The sequence below is a fragment of the Streptomyces sp. SAI-127 genome (genome assembly GCF_029894425.1).
Taxonomy (GTDB): Bacteria; Actinomycetota; Actinomycetes; order Streptomycetales; family Streptomycetaceae; genus Streptomyces.
The window spans coordinates 1,192,133-1,208,291 of the sequence record NZ_JARXYJ010000001.1 but is presented as its reverse complement, the minus strand read 5'-3'; the positions used below and the strand labels follow the sequence as shown (position 1 = coordinate 1,208,291).

Below are 16,159 nucleotides of genomic sequence, written 5' to 3'. Positions count from 1 at the left end.
CGCCAAGGGGGGCTTTTCGGTTGAATCAGAAACCTACTCGGAATGTGGCGTCCTGCTTCTCGGTGGTGGTGGAGACGGGGTCGATACGCAGGACGTAGTTGGAGTGGCGGATGTAGCGGGTCGGGTTGTTGTACGAGCGGAAGGAGGCCCAGCTCGCGTCCGCGAGGCCCGCCGTGCGGTAAAAGGTCGCGTCACCGGCGAACGTCGACGTGCCGTCGTTGACGTCGAGCCGGAGGGCGTAGTTGTAGTGGCGCAGGTAGCGGTCGGGGTAGTTGACCGACCGGAACGAGACCCCGGAGCTGTCTGCCAGGCCCGGGACGAGGGTCCACAGGGAGTCCTTGTACGGCTCGACCGGGTACTCGTCGATGCGGCCCGCGTAGTCGGAGTGGCGGACGTAACGGGCCGGGTAGTTGTAGGACTTGAGCCGGTTCCAGGCCGGGGCGCCCCACTTGGTGAGCAGGTTGTTGTACTCGGCCGTGGTGATCGTCGCGATGCCGCAGTGCTTGGAGTTGACCGGCTGGGTGTAGGTCTTCTGGTCGAGGGCGGTCCAGGTGCCGGAGGCGAGGCTGCCGGCCTGCCAGGCGTAGAAGACGCCGTTGGGCGTGTAGGTGTCTCCCCAGAGCCACCAGGTGCCGGAGCTGAGGGACTTGACCACGGTGGGGGCTTCGGTGCCGCCGTGGGCCACACCCGCGCTGTACTCGGTGAAGCTGCCCGGGTTCAGGGTGGTGGATCTGGCGCTCACCAGGGTCTGGTTCTTCTTGAAGAAGAGGTAGTTGTAGCCGTTCACGCCCACGGCCATGTCGCCGTCGATGACGTCGTAGCCGGGGTCGAAGAAGACCTGCGGGGCCGAGGCGGTGACGAAGTCACTGGTGTAGTTGACCATGATCACGTTGTGGCCGCTGGAGTTGACCGAGGAGTAGATGACCGCGTACTGGCCGCGCCCCGCGTCCCAGAACGCCTCGGGCGCCCAGCTGTGGGTCGTCATGTCGTGCAGCTTCAGGCGCCGGTAGCCGGTGAAGGTGCGCAGGTCGGCGGAGTCCCAGACGTGGATGTACTGGCTGTTGTAGCTCCAGTCGGTGCCCTTGAGGTCGGTGGCGAGCACGACGAACGTGCCGTCCTGCTTGCGCATCAGGAACGGGTCGCGCAGGCCCAGGGCGCCGGCGGTGGGGGTGACCAGGGGGTTGTTCTGGTTGAGCGGCGTCCAGTTCAGCCCGTCGGGGCTGACGGCCAGGTGCAGGCCGTAGTCGGTGCCGTCGCCGAGGTTGGTCGACTCGGTGAAGTACACCATCGCGTACGCCGAGTCGGCGGCCTGCGCGGTGCCCGCGCCGAGGGTCAGGGCGAGTGGCACGGCGGCCGTCATGCCCAGGAGGCCGCGGCGGGACAGGTGGGGGTTTGCGCTCATCTTGCTCTCCAAGGTGGCGTGCGGGGGCACCTCAATGACCGGTATTTCGAACGGAGTTCGGCAAATCGATCAGAAAGTAGGGCCTGGCCATGAGCGCGTCAATCGTCCTGCCACTCTTTTGTGATTCCTGTGCACCCCGGGGCGCGGAAGCGCGCCCCGGGGTGGGTGGGTCAACGCTGGGTGTAGATGAAGCCGACCTTGTCGACCTCGTCGCCGCCACGGCCGTGGAACCCGGCGATCTGCCGGCCGGCCGGTGCGGTGCGGGTCACGCAGTCGGAGGTGGTGGTGCCGCCGGTCAGGGTGCGGCCGAGGTTGGTGGTGAACCTGGCGTAGAAGATCCGTGTGTGGCCGTCTTTTTCGGCCTGGCACAGGTTCGCCGTGGTCACGTACTCGCCACTGCCGAGCGTGAGGGAGGCCGCGGTGCCGCCCGTGCCGCCGTGGGTGAGGGTGGTGCCGTTGGCGAGGGTGAGGCTCAGCTGGTCGATGCGGGAGCCGGCCCGCAGGGCGAGGGTGGTGGCGCGGGCGCCGGCGGGGACGCTGCTGATGTCGTTGTAGTAGTCGCCGTGCGGGCCGCCGTACTGGTCGCTGAGCTGGTAGGCGGCGTTGCGCGACCAGGTGAAGCCGACGCTGATCGGGTCGTGGTCGGAGAGCATGAGCCCGGTGTCGGTGAGGAACTTGGCGTGCTCGTTGTTGTACGAGGTGGCGTTCAGCGAGACGAGTCTGCTGCTGCGGTAGAGGACCTTGTCGACGACCTCGCAGGTGTTGGGGACCGTGGGACCCGTCTGGTCGCAGACCAGGGCGTCGCTGCCCTTGGCGGGCGGGGTGCCGCCGCGGATGAGCTGGACCCAGGGGTCGGTGAGGCCGTTGGCGGCGGCGAACTCGGCGATGGTGTCGCCGGAGCGGGTGTAGCGGGTGTTGGTGTCGCCCATGACCACGACCGCGTTGCCTGCGGAGTGCGTCTGGATGAAGGCGGTGAGCTGGTTGAGGTTGTCGGCGCGGGAGGCGAGGTCGCCGTCGTTGGTGCCGGCGTTGGTGTGCAGGTTGTAGAAGTCGACGTAGACGCCCTCGGCGAGGCGCTCGCGCATGAAGGTGAAGCCCTTGGGGGTCAGGCAGTCACCCGAGTCCACCTGGCAGGAGTTCCAGCGCACCCGTTCGAAGTCGGCCTCGTCGTAGGGGATCTTCGAGAGGGTGTTGAGGCCGCTGCCGATGCCGGCGCCGCCGCTGGTGGGGGTGCGGTAGGCGTGGTTCGTGTCGCCCGCGTAGAGGTAGGCGTGGTAGTTGAAGTCCTCTTCCACATGGACGATGTCGTAGGGCGCTATGCGCTGGCCGATCGCCGTCGTGCTCGACTCGCGGGGCGTCGGCGCGCTGGAGATGGCCTCGGGCAGGCCGGCCACGTTGTAGCTGAGGACGCTGAAGCTGCCCGAGTCGGCGGCCGTGGCGGAGGGGGCGGCCGTGGCGGAGGGGGCGGCCGCGGTGAGTCCGCCGAGGACGGCGGTGGTCGCCGCCAGAGCGGCGAAAAGTCTGCGCATGGGGAGTGTCTCCTGACGGAGTGGCGCGGGTGAATGGAGCGAGCGGGACAGAAGTTACCGCCGGTTACCCCATGTTGTCGCGGTCTCGTGTGCCCCACTGTCGCCAAGCCCCTGCTCCTGACCGGCTGTTGGGACCCCGCGCCCGCCACCGTTCATCTCTCCTTCACGCGCTTTGGCCGAATCTCGGCCCTGCGGATGCCGTGGCACCAGATCGATAAGAGTTGTGGAATTTCCGCGCGGCATATCTGCCTACGATATGAAGATCGTACGGAGAGGGAACGCGCGTGAGTGAACCACCAGTCCTCGTCTGCCCGGAGTGCGGGGCGCCCAGGGCGGCGGACGGCACTCCCTCATGCACCTGCGCGCACCGCGCCTCCGAGGCCCACCTCGAGTCCCGTACGGCCGAGGCGGCGGCCGCGGAGGACTTCGACCCGGTGCGCATACGGCCCTTCGTGGAGGTCGGCGACAAACCGGCGGATCCGGCCGGCGATCCCGAACCGGCGGGCCTGACAGGGGACTTGAGCGAGGTCATCGAGGCCGGGAAGGGCGCGGAACAGGAGCCTTCTCCGCAGCCGCCCGTGGAGCCCCCGGCCGACGGCACGCCGGACCGTCGGAGACGGCGGACGGTCGTCGTCGCCGCGGCGGGAGCGGCCGCCGCCGTCCTGGTCACGGGTGGCTTCGTCGGCGGGTTCTTCACCTACGACGGCCCTTCACGGGACGGTTCCGTGGCCGGCGGCGTGCGCGCCGGTGTACCTGAGGCGCAGCCGTCGTCGAGCGGCCCGTCCGTCACCGCTTCTTCTTCTGCTACGGCTACCTCGGCACAGTCGTCGCAGCCGCCCTCCTCCTCGCCGAGCGCGGAGGCCGGCGACAGCGCGTCCCCGACGGACACCGCCACCCCGACCGGGATCCCGTCGAGCGCGGCCGCCACCGCCACGTCGGCCCCGGGCCCGACTGCGTCGAGCAGCCGGCCCCCTGTCCTCGGTCTCGGCGACCAGGGGCCCGAGGTCGTCGAACTCCAGCTCCGCCTCCGGCAGGTCGGCATGTACGACGGGGAAGCCGACGGCGACTTCGACCAGCAGGTCGAGAGCGCGGTGCGCACCTACCAGGTCACCCGCTTCGTCCTTCAGGACGAGCCCGGCGTGTACGGCAAGGCGACGCGCGCCTCACTCGAGTCCGAGACCACGGAGCCGTGACAGCGACGGCTGGTTCCGGTGGCCGTCGGAAGGGTGCGCCCGGTCGTAGGGGCGGGGGTAACCGGCGGGGGAGTAGGGGAGATAGCGGGACGGTGACCCCGGATCGGCTTCGGTGGCACGTGAGTTGAGCGCGGCGGGATCGCTGCCTGCCCAGTGGCCGGTCGCGATCCGGTCCTCCAGCGCGTGCAGGGCGGCGATCTGCTCGCCGGGGCTGAAGGTGCAGTGGCCCGCGTTGTCGACATAGCGCCGGCGCAGCAGTGGTGCCGAGCCCGCGGCCGTGGCGGCCCGGCGGTAGGCGCTCTCGGACTGCACCGGGATCAGCGCGTCGCCAGTGGTGTGGATGTCGAGCTGGGGCTTGCTGAGGCGGCCGGTGAAGGAGCTGGTACGGCTCATCCACTCGACGGCCTTCGTGTCGGCGCGGGTGCGGGGGGCCTTGTCGAGCGTGTTGAGGTCGGACTTCAGGGAGAGGCCGGCCTTCGCGTACAGCTCCTTGACCTCTTTGAGGTAGGGGGAGTTGCGGAGCATCGCGTGGTAGTCGACCCCGGTGTTCCACGACATGTTGCCGCCCGCCCGGGACTCGGCCTCCTGGCGCCAGACGAAGGCGGGGAACTTCACCAGCCCGACGACGGCCTGGTACTGGCCGGACTGCTGGGCTTCCCAGTCGGTGGGCGCGGGCCGGGGCTGTGAAGGGTCGTTCCAGCCGGGGATGTTGTGCAGGGCCGCGGCGAGCGCGATGCGGGCCCGCCCGTCGGCGGTCTGCTGCGCCTCGGTGAGAACGGCGGCCATGGCGTCGGACGCCTGGGTCGCGGCGGCCGGGCTCGGCAGTCCGGTCAGCCGGATGCCGGAGCCGGGTGCGAGGAGCGTCTTCAGCGCGAAGACCGGGTCCAGCGTGCTGTTCCAGTTGGCGACGCCGCCCTGGACCAGCCCGCACATCGACAGCGAACCGGCGAGACGGTTCGCGTGGCGCTCCGCGAGGGCGGTCGTGACGAGGCCGCCGTAGGACGTGCCCCAGGCGATGGTGCGCCCGGCGCGTCCGAAGCGGGCGGTGAAGGTGTCGAGGGTGGCGAGCTGGTCGGGTACGGCGTCGGTCACGGCCCAGCCGGTGGTGGCGTACGAGGACCCGACGAGCGCGTAACCCTGGTTCAGCAGCAGCGACTTCGTGGTGTCGTCGGGCGCGTTGCGTGCCGCGTTGGGGACGCCGGGCGGTGTGTAGCCGTGGCTGTAGAGGAGGACCGTGCCGTTCCAGCCGGCCGGCACATCCATGAGGTAGGTCGCGCCGGACGGCAGCCGGCCCTCGACATGGACGTCCTCGGCGGCGTGGGCGGCCGGGGTGAGGGGGGCGGCGAGCAGCAGTGCCGCGACGGCGACGAGCGTACGGGTGCGGATGCGGTGCATCACGAGACGTGGGCTCCTTGGGGGCAGTCCGTATTTTCCTGCGGTCGGGGGGACTGACACCGGCGAAAGTAGGCGTGTACATTGCGGGCGTCAATGATGTGCACAACATCAGTGGGCGGGTCGTGAGGCGCTCTGACGCCTCGTCAGGAGGGCCCCATGCAAAGGCGTGTGCTCGGACTTGCCGTTGCGGTGGTGACCCTCGCGGGTGCCGCCGGATGCGGATCGTCGGACTCCGGGAGCGGCGGCACCTCGTCCGCGGGCGGAGCGAAGAAAACCCAGGTCACGGTCGGTGTCATCCCCATCGTCGACGTGGCGCCGCTCTATCTCGGGCAGAAGAAGGGGTTCTTCGCCAGTCGCGGGATCGAGCTGGAGATGGTGACCGCGCAGGGCGGTGCGGCGATCATTCCCGGAGTGGTGAGCGGCCAGTTCCAGTTCGGCTTCAGCAACACCACGTCCCTGATGCTCGCGCAGACCAAGGGCGTCCCCGTGAAGTCGGTGGTCAACGGGGCTGCTTCCAACGGCAAGGTGGGGGCCGACGTCACCGGCGTCCTGGTGAAGAAGGACAGCCCGGTGAAGTCCGCGAAGGACCTGGCCGGACGCTCGGTCGCCGTGAACACCCTCCAGAACATCGGGGACACCACGGTCCGCGAGTCGGTGCGCGAGGACGGCGGCGACCCGGCGAAGGTGAAGTTCGTCGAGATCCCCTTCGACCAGATGCCGGCCGCGCTGGACGGCGGCCGTGTGGATGCCGCGTGGATGGGCGAGCCGGCCCAGACGGTCGCCAAGGCGCAGGGCGCAAGGGTCATCGCCTCGCCCTTCGCCGAGACCGACCCGAAGCTCACGGTCGCGACCTGGTTCACCTCGACGAAGATCGCACAGCAGAACCCCGATCTGGTGAAGAAGTTCACCGAGGCCATGACGGAGTCGCTGAAGTACGCGACCGGCCACCCGGACGAGGCCCGGCAGATCCTCACCGTCTACACCAAGATCAGCGGCGACGTGCTGACCAAGCTCATCCTCCCGGCCTGGCCGCCCCAGGTCGACACGGCCTCGCTGGAGAAGCTCGCCGCCCTCGGTGAGGAGGACGGCATCTTCGGCGGCAGGAAGCCGGACATCCAGGCGCTGTTCTCCTGAGGGGGGTCAGGCCTTGGGGCGCCGCCCGCTGCGCCGCGGAGCGGGCTCGGAGCCGCCCAGCAGGTCGCGGCGGCGCTCCTCGCCGTGCTCCTCCACCTGGAGCACGACCTTCCGCAGCCCTTCCGCGAGGCCCCGGCACTCGGTGTCGCTGAGGCCGGCCGTCACGAAGGCCTCCTCCTCGTTGAACGCCGGGAACACCCGCCGCATCAGCTCCTCGCCCTCATCGGTGAGCCTGAGCAGGACGAGCCGCCCGTCGGTGGGGTGCCCGGCCCGGCTCAGCAGCCCGCGCGACTCCAGGGTCCGCGAGACACCGGTAAGCGTGCCCTTGGAGATCCCGGCCTCCTCCGCCACGTGCCGGGTCTCGGACTCGCCCCACACCCGGACGACCCACAGCACGACGAACGCCGTCCCAGGTCAGGTCGGAGCCTCGCAGCACGGAGTTCTCCAGGTGCTGGCGCACCGCGGACGCGCCCGGTAGATGTTCGCCACGGCCGCCATCTGGTCCCGGCGGATCGGGAAGCCACCGAGCTTCTCGGCCGCGAGCTTCTCGGCTTGGGTGATGGATCGCCGGCCGGGCACGGGCGGCTCCTTCGTCGGGCACAGGTCGCTCGGGCTCAAATTCCGAAGCGCTGACCCTTCTCCACCTGATGCTCGGCCCAGAGGTCCCCGCCCCACTCCAGGAGCCGGACGAGGTCCTCGTCGGAGGGGCGGGCGGCGGCCGAGGGGGTGGGGGTGCCCCGGGAGATGTTGCCGCTGACGGTGATGTTGTGCTCCACGCGCGGGCGGCGGAGCGTCTCGTAGAGGGCGAGGGCGGCATCCGTGTCCGGCGCGTCCCGCAGGGACTTGGCGAGGACCACGGCGTCCTCCAGTGCCATCGAGGCGCCCTGGCCGGTCGCGGGGGAGGCGGCGTGGGCGGCATCACCGATGAGCAGAGTCCGCCCGGAGCGCCACTGGGTGCCGGTGGGGATCTCGGTGGCATGGGTGACCATGAGGTCGTCGCCGGTGGCCGCGACCAGGCCGGCGGCCGGGGTGGTGTCCTTGCGCAGCAGCGGCAGCAGCAGATCGCGCCAGTGCGCGGGCGTGCCCTGCGCCAACTCCTCGGCGGGCAGCGGGCCTCCGGTCACCCGGGCGAACCAGTACGTCTCCCCGTCGGGCGACACCGCGTAGCCGAAGGCGGCCCCGCTGCCGCGGACCATGGTGATGCACGCGTCCGTGCCGGGAGCAGACGCGGCGCGTGTGTAGCCGTAGAAGACGTACTGGCCGGCGTAGAACGGCCGCGTCCCGGGCGAGATCGACTGTCGTACGGCGGAGTTCAGGCCGTCGGCGCCGATCAGCAGGTCGCCGGTCGCGGCGGTGCCGTCGGCGAAGCGCGCGGTGACGCCGTCGGGGCCGTCCTCGACCGAGGCGAGCCGTGCGCCGTGCCGGACGGTGATGCCCCGGCGCGCGGCCTCGGCCTGGAGCGCGGTGTTGAGGTCGCCGCGGCGCAGGCACCGGTAGCGCAGCAGCGGGTCGGAGGCCGCGCCCATGGGCGCGTGCGCCATCTCGGTGCCGGTGTCGTCCATGACCCGCAGCGAGGTCAGCGGGAAGCCGACCGCCGTCACCACCGCGGAGGCGTCCAACTGGGCCAGGGCGCGCATGCCGTTGCTCGCCAGGGTGAGGAACGCGCCGATGTCCTCGGCCGAGTCCGGATGGGCCTCGTGCACCTCGGCCTCGAAGCCCGCCTTGTGCAGCGCCAGGGCCGCGGCCGTACCGGCGATGCCCCCGCCGATGACCAGTACGCGTGCCACACCCGCCCCGTTCGTCCCGCCTCCGCCCGCACGGTCGTACGGACACGGAAGGAACGACCGGACGGCGGGGAGGGTTCCGTGAACAGCACGACCGAACAGCGCGACGCCGGTCGCGCCGCCCCTGCGAGGCTGCGGCACGACCGGCGTCGCGTGCGGATCAGGCGCCGCTCTCGCGCAGCATGTCCTCGCGCTCGACGAGCTTCACGCGCGCGCGGCCCTGCGGCTCGCCCAGCGCCTTCTCGGCGGCGTCCAGCTTGTACCAGCCCTCCCAGGTGGTGAAGCGGACGCCACGCTCACCGAGGAACGCGTCCACGGCCTCCGGCTCGGGCGAACCCGGGGTCTGCAGGCGGTCGTTCGCGAAGTCGTCCAGGAGGTTCGAGACCGTCTCGTTGGCATCGCCCTTGGTGTGGCCGATCAGGCCCACCGGGCCGCGCCGGATCCAGCCGGTGACGTACGTCGACTGCAGGTGCTCGCCGCTCTCCTGCATGACCCGGCCGCCCTCGTCCGGGACCGTGCCCGAGTCGATGTCCCAGGGCAGCTTGGGCAGCTTGTCGGAGAGGTAGCCGACCGCGCGGTAGACCGCGCTGACGTCCCAGTCCTTGAACTCGCCGGTGCCCTTGACGTTGCCGGTGCCGTCGAGGGCGGTGCGCTCGGTGCGCAGACCGACGACCTTGCCGTCCTCGCCGAGGATCTCGGTGGGCGACTCGAAGAAGTGCAGGAACAGTTTGTGCGGACGGTCGCCGACATCGCGGATCGCCCAGTTCTCCAGGGTCTTGGCGACCATGTCGGCCTGCTTGTTGCCGCGCCGGGTCTCGATCGAGCCCTCGTCGTAGTCGATGTCCTCGGGGTCGACGATGACCTCGATGTTGGGGGAGTGGTCCAGCTCGCGCAGTTCCATCGGGGAGAACTTCGCCTGCGCCGGGCCACGGCGGCCGAAGACGTGGACCTCCAGCGCCTTGTTGGCCTTGAGGCCCTCGTAGACGTTCGGCGGGATCTCCGTCGGCAGGAGTTCGTCGGCCGTTTTGGCCAGGACGCGCGCCACGTCGAGCGCGACGTTGCCGACGCCGAGGACGGCGACCTTCTCGGCCTCCAGGGGCCAGGTGCGCGGCACGTCCGGGTGGCCGTCGTACCAGGAGACGAAGTCGGCGGCGCCGTACGAGCCATCGAGCTCGATGCCCGGTATGCGCAGTTCGCGGTCGGCGGTCGCGCCCGTGGAGAAGATCACGGCGTCGTAGAACGCGCGCAGGTCGTCCAGGCTGATGTCGGTCGGGTAGTCGACGTTGCCGAAGAGGCGGATCTGCGGCTTGTCGAGCACCTGGTGCAGGGCCGTGATGATGCCCTTGATCCGGGGGTGGTCCGGAGCCACTCCGTAACGGATCAGTCCGAACGGGGCCGGCATCCGCTCGAAGAGGTCGATGGAGACACCGGGTTCGGTGGCCACATCGGACTTGAGCAGCGCGTCGGCGGCGTAGATCCCGGCGGGGCCGGCTCCGACGATGGCTACCCGCAGGGGGCGGGGCATGATCAGGTTCCCTTCGAGCGGCGACAGATCAACTCGAGGGAAGCCTAAGCTAAGGCAAGCCTAAGTCGGTACGCGGGTCCGGTCTATGGGCTCATAAGATCACCTTATGGGTGGCGAAGGCCCTCGAACCGGGTCACGGCAACGGCTGTTCGGCCCAGATGACCTTGCCCTCCGGGGTGTACCGGGTGCCCCAGCGGTCGCTGAGCTGGGCGACGAGGAACAGGCCGCGGCCGCCCTCGTCGGTCATCGCCGCGTATCGCAGATGCGGTGAAGTGCTGCTGCTGTCGAAGACCTCGCAGATCAGGGTGCGGTCGCACAGCATGCGCACATGGATGGGGTCGCCGCCGTAGCGGATGGCGTTGGTGACGAGCTCGCTCAGGATCAGCTCCGACGTGAACGCGAGCTCGTCCAGGTCCCAGAGGGCCAGCTGTCGGGACACCGCCGCCCGGACGTCTGACACGGCCGCCGGGTCGGCGGGCACCTGCCACTCGGCCATCCGGTCGGCGGCGAGCGCCCGGGTGCGGGCCACGATCAGCGCGATGTCGTCGGTGGCGCGGGCCGGCAGCCGCGCGTCCAGTACCGCCCGGCAGGTGTCCTCGGGCGAGGGTCCCGCCTGCTCCAGGGCTGTGCGGAGCAGCTCGAGGCCCACGTCGATGTCGCGCTCGCGGTCCTCCACGAGCCCGTCCGTGTAGAGCACCAGGCGGCTGCCCTCGGCGAGTTCCAGGTCGGCCGTCTCGAACGGCAGGCCGCCGAGGCCGAGCGGAGGACCGGCGGGCACGTCGGGGTACTCGACGCTGCCGTCGGGGTGGATGAGGGCGGGCGGCGGATGGCCGGCCCGGGCGATCGTGCACAGCCGCGAGACCGGGTCGTAGACGGCGTACAGACAGGTCGCGCCGGTGACGGGGGAGTTGCCGCTCTCCTCCGCCTCGTCCTGGTCGATCCGGGCGACCAACTCGTCGAGCAGCGCGAGCAGTTCGTCGGGCGGCAGGTCGAGCGCGGAGAAGTTGTGCACCGCCGTGCGCAGCCGCCCCATCGTGGCCGCGGCGTGCAGCCCGTGCCCCACGACGTCGCCGACCACGAGCGCGACCCGCGCACCGGACAGCGGCAGTACGTCGAACCAGTCGCCGCCCACCCCGGCCTGCGCCGGCAGGTACTTGTAGGCGATGTCCAGGGCGTCCTGCTCGGGCAGCCGGCGCGGCAGCAGACTGCGCTGGAGCGTGACCGCCATGGTGTGCTCGCGGGTGTAGCGGCGGGCGTTGTCGATGGAGACCGCGGCCCGGGTCACGAGCTCCTCGGCGAGGGCGACCTCGTCGGTGTCGAAGGGCTGGGGCTTGTCCGAGCGCCAGAAGCTGACGGTGCCCAGGACGAGATCGCCGACCCGCAGGGGGACGGCGATCAGCGAGTGGATGCCGTACTCGATGACCTGGGTGGAGCGCTCCAGGTCCTGCGCGCGCCACCCGGTGGCCTCGGCGAGACGGGGCTCCAGGACGGCCCGGCCGCTGGTGATGCCGCGGGCCTGGGGAGCGGCGTCGGCCAGGGGGATCCGCTCACCGACCTTGTACAGCGGGGCGTCCTCGCGGATCCCGCTGAGCGCGGTGCGGCGCAGGGCGGTCGCCGCCTCCGGCTGGCCGCCGCTGAGCACCGCGTCGAACAGGTCGACGGTGGCGAAGTCCGAGAACCGCGGCACGGAGAGCTCGGCCAGTTCCTCGGCGGTGCGGGTGACGTCCAGGCTCGTCCCGATGCCCACCGTGGCGTCGTACAGCATGTCGAGGCGTTCGCGGGCCGCCTCGGCGCGCCCGGACAGGGCGCGCAGCTCGGTCGAGTCGCGCAGGGTGGCGACGCTGCCGGGTGGGCCGCCCTGGATGTCGGTGGGCCGCTGGTTGACCGCCAGGAGCCGGTCCTTGACCCGGTGCACCTCGTCGGTGGCCACCCGCCCGGAGGCCAGCAGCCCGGCGGTGTCGGCGGGCAGGGCGAGGTCGAGGACGTGCCGGCCCTCTGCGTCGGCGGGCAGGTCGAGCAGCCGGTGGGCCTCGTCGTTGGCGAGCAGCAGCCGCCCCTCGCCGCCGACGATGAGCACGCCCTCCCGTACGGCGTGCAGGACCGCGTCGTGGTGCTCGTACATGCGGGTCATCTCGTGCGGCCCCAGACCGTGCGTCTGGCGCAGCAGCCGTCTGCTGACCAGCGCGGTGCCGCCGGTGGCGAGGGCGAGTCCCACGGCGCCGGCCATCAGGAGCAGCGGCAGCTGCTGGTTCGCGGTGCCGCCCACCTTCGCCGTGGTGATACCGGCCGACACCAGGCCGACGACCTTCCCGTCGTCCGCCTTGACGGGGACGACGGCCTGCACGAGCGGTCCGATGGTTCCCGTGATGTCCTCGGTCACGACGCGCCCGGCCAGGGCGGGCTCGATGTTCCCGACGAACTTCTTTCCGATGCGGTCCTTCTTGGGGTGCGTGTAGCGGATGCCGTCGGTGTCCATGACGACGATGAAGTCCACGTCGGTCGCCCGGCGGGCCGCCTCGGCGCGCGGCTGGAGCACCGCCGACGGGTTGGGGGAGCTGAGGGCCTCCGCGGTGCCCGGAGCGTTGGCGAAGGCCTCGGCCACGGCCACGGAACGGTTGCGGGCCTCCACTGTGCTGTCGTGCCGCACCTGGAGCACCAGCGTGACCACCGCGGCCACGACCAGCAGCAGGACGATCACGACCTGCAGGACGAACACCTGTCCGGCCACGCTGCGTCCGCCGACCGCCGCCCGCAGGGCTCCCGGCCGCCGTCGCGTCCGGGCCCCGTCGCGCTCCACCCGCGTGGGCGAACTGCCCCTCGGCGGGCCCTCGTGCTGGTCGTGAGCGCCGTCGGGTGTCTGCGGTGAGCGGGGGCCGCCGGGGCGACGGGCCGACCCGCCCCCGGAGCGGCCCAGGAGTCGGACCATGTGCCATGTCTACACTGCCGCGCCCCAGGAGGCGAGGGGCGTCACACGGTGTGACAGAACAGCCACAGACCCTCCTCAGTGCGGCCCGGGCGGGGGTTTGCCGCGCGCCGGGTGGCGAGCAGTAGTGCGGTGTCGTCCGAGTGGTCCGGGGTGTCCCGGGCGGTCGCTGCTGTGGCGCCCGTGGTGGCGGGGGTGTCGCAGGGTGAGAGGAGGCCGCAGAGGCTCAGTGCGGCTGGGGCGGGGGTGCCGCGCGCCGGGTGGCGAGCAGCAGTGCGATGTCGTCCGGGTGGTCCGGGGTGTCCCGGGCGGTCGCTGCTGTGGCGCCCGTGATGGCGGGGGGCGTCGCAGGGTGAGAGGAGCCCGCAGAGTTCTCAGTGCGGCTGGGGCGGGGGCGCCGCGCGCCGGGTGGCGAGCAGCAGTGCGATGTCGTCCGGGCGGTCCAGGGCGTGCCGGGCGGTCGCCGTGAGCCGGTCCGCCACGCCTGCCAGGAACCGCCCGCCCGGGCGGGCCGCCGGAGCGCCGGCCTTCGCGAGGGCCACCCGCAGGGCGGTGATCCCCTCGTCGATGTCGCTGCCGGGCCGTTCCACCAGCCCGTCCGTGTAGAGCGCCAGGATCGCGCCGGGTTCCATCCGGAGCTCGGTCACCGGATAGCGGGCCCTCGGGTCCACGCCGAGGACGACCCCGCCGGGCAGGTCCAGGACCCGGGTGCGGCCGTCGGGGCTGCGCAGCAGGGGCGGCGGATGGCCGGCGCGGGCGGCCCTGGCCACCCCGGTGGCGGGGTCGAGCCGGATGTAGCAGCAACTGGCGAACAGGCCGGGATCGAGGTCGGTGAGGAGATGGTTGGTGCTGCTCATGACCTCGTCCGGCGGCCGGTCGCCGAGCGCGAACGCCCTGACCGCGCTGCGCAGCTGGCCCATGGTGGCCGCCGCCTGCACGCCGTGCCCCTGGACGTCCCCGATGACCAGGGCCAGCCCGTCACCGGACTCGACGACGTCGTACCAGTCGCCGCCGACCTCCATCCCCGCGGTGCCCGGCAGATAGCGCCCGGTGGTCTCCAGCTGTGGGTGGGCCGCGAGGCGTCGGGGGAGGAGCGCCTGCTGCAGGCCCCGGGCGAGCGCGGTCTCCGACTCGTAGCGCTGTGCCTTCTCCATGGCGTGGGCGATGAGACCGGCCAGCGCGGTGAGCACCGTGCGCTCCTCGGTGCTGAAGCTGCGCGGCCGGTCGAAGCCGAGGATGCAGGAGCCGACCGCCCGCCCCGAGGAGATCAGCGGCAGGAAGGCCCGGGCGCCCTCGGTCGCGTCCAGGGGGATACCGGGGTAGGCGGCCGTCAGCTGCTCCATCGAGTCGAAGAACAGCGGACGACCGGTGGTGAGGGTCTCCACGCCGGGCAGGTGGGTGCCCAGGTCCACTCCCTCGAAGGGCGCGAGGAAGCCCTTGGGGAAGCCGGTCTCCCATTCCAGGTAGAGGTGCCGTTCCTGGAGGAGGTAGATCGCGAGCCGACGGCCGCCGAACGCGGGCAGCAGCTCCCGCATCACGACGGCGGACACCTGCCGGGCGGTGACCGCCTCGGTCAGGGCGATGGCCAGCGCGATCGGACGGTACAGGGGCGCGAGCGCGCTCATGCCCGTCTCGGACAACTCGGCGGTCTCCTGCCCCTCGGGACTGTCCTTCACCCGGCTCGCGGGCCGCACCGTGCAGGTCAGCCGATCCGGACCGGGGTGCACCGACAGCGCGAGCAAGTCGCCTTCGTACGGCGGCTGGGCGGACTCGGCGTCCTGGGCGGACGGTGGTGGCCGGGTGTCCTGGGCGGACCGCGGCGATCCGGCGTCCCGAGCGGTCAGGGGTGATCCGGCGTCCCGAGCGGTCAGGGGTGATCCGGCGTCCCGAGCGGTCAGGGGTGATCCGGCGTCCCGAGCGGTCAGGGGTGATCCGGCGTCCCGAGCGGTCAGGGGTGATCCGGCGTCCCGAGCGGTCAGGGGTGACCCAGCGTCCCGAGCGGCTAGGGGTGATCCGGCGTCCTGGGCGGCTAGGGGTGATCCGGTGCCCTGAGCGGACAGCGGTGACCCGGTGCCCTGAGCAGCCGGCCGTGTCTCGGACTCCTGCGCGGGCGGGCGTACGAGATGGAAGTGGACCGGGTCCGGTGTGAGGAGCGCCGCCCGCAGGTGGTCCTCGAAGTCGGGACGGCCCAGCCAGGGCACGGCTTCCCACAGGTCGCGGCCGACGAGCTCGGCGCGGGGACGGCCGAGGAGCTGGGCGGCGCGCGGATTCGCGTACACGACCAGACCCAGCCGGTCCACGCAGAACACACCGTCGGGCAGCAGGTCGGCCGCCGAGTCCGCGGTGGGGCCGGGGCCCGGGGCCACGACGACGCCCCGGACCGCGGGTGCGGCGGGCGGCTCGTAGGCGTTCCACAGGTCCAGCAGGCGCAGCGCGCCGTCCTCGGCCCGCAGGTAGAGGGGCAGAGCGGGAGGGCGGCCGGCGGCGGTGTCCCGCAGGGTGGCCAGAATGCGGTGCGCGTCGCTGGGGGCCACGGCCTCGGCGAACGCCTCGACGGTGCCGGGGAACTCACTGGGCGGCACGCCCAGGAGGGTGTGCAGGTCCTCGTCCAGGGTGATGTCGGCCGTCTCGGGGTCCCAGGCGAAGCGTCCGGCGCGTCCCAAGGACGCGGAGGCGGTCGGCGGCCGCAGACAGACGGGCTCGCCGTCCCAGGCGACCTGGTCCGGGTTCGCCTCCTCCAGCCCCCGCAGCGCCGCCCCCAGCTCCTGGGCGAGGCGCACGACGCGGTCGTGCTCGGGCAGTACCTCGGCGGCGTCGGCGACGGCCGGGCGCAGCACGGTCAGCACACCGTAGGTCGTGGAACCGCCGACGACGGGCACATAGAGCGAGCCGAACTGGAACGGCAGTCCGGCGGCGAACTGCGGGTAGCGGCGCATGGTCTCGGTGGCGTTCGGCAGGACCACCTGGACACCGAGCCGGTAGGCGTCGGCGACGGGGAAGGGGCGGTCGGAGTGCAGCCGCCACCAGGGGCGGAACAGCGGTCCGGGCAGCCCCGACAGGGCGGCGAGCCGCAGTAGCCCGGGCGTGCGGGAGCGCAGATAGACCCCTCCGGCGTGGCCGCCGGCCGCACTGATCGCCTCCGTCGAAGCGTCGATCAGCAGCGCCGCCAGCCGCCCGGCCGTCGGGTCTGGGTCCTCGACGCTCCCAGTCATCGGCCCTACCTCGTCCGTGCGCCGTCCCGCGGGCGACACAGCAAGAATGCGCCACAAGGGCA

9 protein-coding genes and 1 pseudogene are annotated in these 16,159 nt (G+C 71.8%); 2 read left to right on the top strand and 8 right to left on the bottom strand.

Annotated features, from left to right (window positions below):
- Nucleotides 1-25 precede the first annotated feature (25 nt).
- Complete coding sequence (locus tag M2157_RS05750) at nucleotides 26-1,402, bottom strand: glycoside hydrolase family 43 protein (RefSeq protein WP_280864635.1); 1,377 nt, start codon at nucleotides 1,400-1,402, stop codon at nucleotides 26-28.
- A 170-nt stretch (nucleotides 1,403-1,572) separates the two neighbouring features.
- Nucleotides 1,573-2,931 (bottom strand): jacalin-like lectin, encoded by a 1,359-nt coding sequence (locus tag M2157_RS05745; RefSeq protein ID WP_280864634.1) that lies wholly within the window; start codon nucleotides 2,929-2,931, stop codon nucleotides 1,573-1,575.
- Nucleotides 2,932-3,215: 284 nt separating this feature from the next.
- Here M2157_RS05745 and M2157_RS05740 point away from each other — a divergent pair, with 284 nt between their 5' ends.
- Nucleotides 3,216-4,124: a peptidoglycan-binding domain-containing protein gene (locus tag M2157_RS05740; protein ID WP_280864633.1), complete on the top strand. Its 909-nt coding sequence runs from the start codon at nucleotides 3,216-3,218 to the stop codon at nucleotides 4,122-4,124.
- On the opposite strand, the gene M2157_RS05735 is transcribed toward M2157_RS05740, so the two are convergent.
- Nucleotides 4,095-5,519, bottom strand: coding sequence for a hypothetical protein (locus M2157_RS05735; RefSeq protein ID WP_280868169.1), 1,425 nt, complete (start codon nucleotides 5,517-5,519; stop codon nucleotides 4,095-4,097). The genes M2157_RS05740 and M2157_RS05735 overlap by 30 nt on opposite strands.
- A 156-nt stretch (nucleotides 5,520-5,675) precedes the next feature.
- On the opposite strand from M2157_RS05735, the gene M2157_RS05730 reads away from it, so the two are divergent.
- On the top strand, nucleotides 5,676-6,653 hold the full coding sequence (locus tag M2157_RS05730) for an ABC transporter substrate-binding protein (RefSeq protein ID WP_280860705.1): 978 nt from the start codon (nucleotides 5,676-5,678) through the stop codon (nucleotides 6,651-6,653).
- 6 nt (nucleotides 6,654-6,659) lie between these two features.
- On the opposite strand, the pseudogene M2157_RS05725 reads toward M2157_RS05730, so the two are convergent.
- The 5 genes and pseudogenes from M2157_RS05725 to M2157_RS05705 form a co-directional block, all read right to left on the bottom strand.
- A pseudogene (locus M2157_RS05725) lies at nucleotides 6,660-7,232 on the bottom strand (MarR family transcriptional regulator).
- Between the two features lie 35 nt (nucleotides 7,233-7,267).
- Entirely contained in the window at nucleotides 7,268-8,440 is a 1,173-nt protein-coding gene (locus tag M2157_RS05720; protein ID WP_280864631.1) for an NAD(P)/FAD-dependent oxidoreductase, read from the bottom strand.
- Between the two features lie 157 nt (nucleotides 8,441-8,597).
- Complete coding sequence (locus M2157_RS05715; protein ID WP_280860703.1) at nucleotides 8,598-9,962, bottom strand: FAD-dependent oxidoreductase; 1,365 nt, start codon at nucleotides 9,960-9,962, stop codon at nucleotides 8,598-8,600.
- Between the two features lie 133 nt (nucleotides 9,963-10,095).
- A complete protein-coding gene (locus M2157_RS05710; protein ID WP_280860702.1) occupies nucleotides 10,096-12,888 on the bottom strand; it encodes a SpoIIE family protein phosphatase/ATP-binding protein in 2,793 nt (930 codons plus the stop codon).
- 371 nt (nucleotides 12,889-13,259) lie between these two features.
- A complete protein-coding gene (locus tag M2157_RS05705; protein WP_280864630.1) occupies nucleotides 13,260-16,097 on the bottom strand; it encodes a SpoIIE family protein phosphatase in 2,838 nt (945 codons plus the stop codon).
- Between the last annotated feature and the right edge of the window lie 62 nt (nucleotides 16,098-16,159).

Coding starts and splice junctions, on each gene's coding strand:
- M2157_RS05745 (WP_280864634.1), bottom strand. CDS start 2,931: ATGCGCAGACTTTTCGCCGCTCTGGCGGCGACCACCGCCGTCCTCGGC.
- M2157_RS05735 (WP_280868169.1), bottom strand. CDS start 5,519: ATGCACCGCATCCGCACCCGTACGCTCGTCGCCGTCGCGGCACTGCTG.
- M2157_RS05705 (WP_280864630.1), bottom strand. CDS start 16,097: ATGACTGGGAGCGTCGAGGACCCAGACCCGACGGCCGGGCGGCTGGCG.
- M2157_RS05710 (WP_280860702.1), bottom strand. CDS start 12,888: ATGGTCCGACTCCTGGGCCGCTCCGGGGGCGGGTCGGCCCGTCGCCCC.
- M2157_RS05750 (WP_280864635.1), bottom strand. CDS start 1,402: ATGAGCGCAAACCCCCACCTGTCCCGCCGCGGCCTCCTGGGCATGACG.
- M2157_RS05730 (WP_280860705.1), top strand. CDS start 5,676: ATGCAAAGGCGTGTGCTCGGACTTGCCGTTGCGGTGGTGACCCTCGCG.
- M2157_RS05715 (WP_280860703.1), bottom strand. CDS start 9,962: ATGCCCCGCCCCCTGCGGGTAGCCATCGTCGGAGCCGGCCCCGCCGGG.